The sequence below is a fragment of the Mesorhizobium sp. M7A.F.Ca.ET.027.03.2.1 genome (assembly GCF_003999175.1).
Lineage (GTDB): Bacteria > Pseudomonadota > Alphaproteobacteria > Rhizobiales > Rhizobiaceae > Mesorhizobium.
Window position 1 is genome coordinate 1 of sequence record NZ_RZOM01001832.1, and the last position, 528, is coordinate 528.

Sequence of the window (528 nt, forward strand, 5' to 3'; positions counted from 1 at the left end):
ACGCTGTGGCCGGGCGCGATCTACCACCACGTCACGGAATACAGATTCCGGCTACCTTAGCCTTCGAACGCCGCCCGCAGCGTCTCGAACGGCGCCAGGGCGCCACGTACCTGCACCACGGCGGCGGCGACACGATGGGCACGGCGTGCGGCTTCCAGCGGGTCGTGACCGGCAAGTCGAGCCGCAAGATAGCCGCCGTTGAAGGAATCGCCGGCGCCCGTCGTATCAGCGGGAGCCGCGACATGGATCGCCGGCACGTCGCGCAGCGTTCCTCCTTTGGCGATCAGCGCCGGCGCTTCGCCATTCTTGACGACGACCTCGCCAACCAATTTCCCGATCCGTTTAGCGGTCGCTTGCGGCGTTGCATCCTCAAACAGAATCTGCTCGTCGGGAAAGGTTGGTAATGCGATATCAGTGACAGCAAGGGCTTCGACGATCGCTGCCTGCGCCTCCTCGCGCTCACGCCAGAGCCGCGGCCGGTAGTTGGGGTCGAAGGCGATAAGGGAACCAGCCGAACGCGCCTTGGCG

At 65.3% G+C, this 528-nt stretch carries 1 protein-coding gene; it reads right to left on the reverse strand.

From position 1 onward, the window contains the following. Positions 1-56: 56 nt before the first annotated feature. A partial coding sequence (locus EN750_RS38330) for a PfkB family carbohydrate kinase (protein ID WP_245482957.1) occupies positions 57-528 on the reverse strand: 472 nt, incomplete at its 5' end.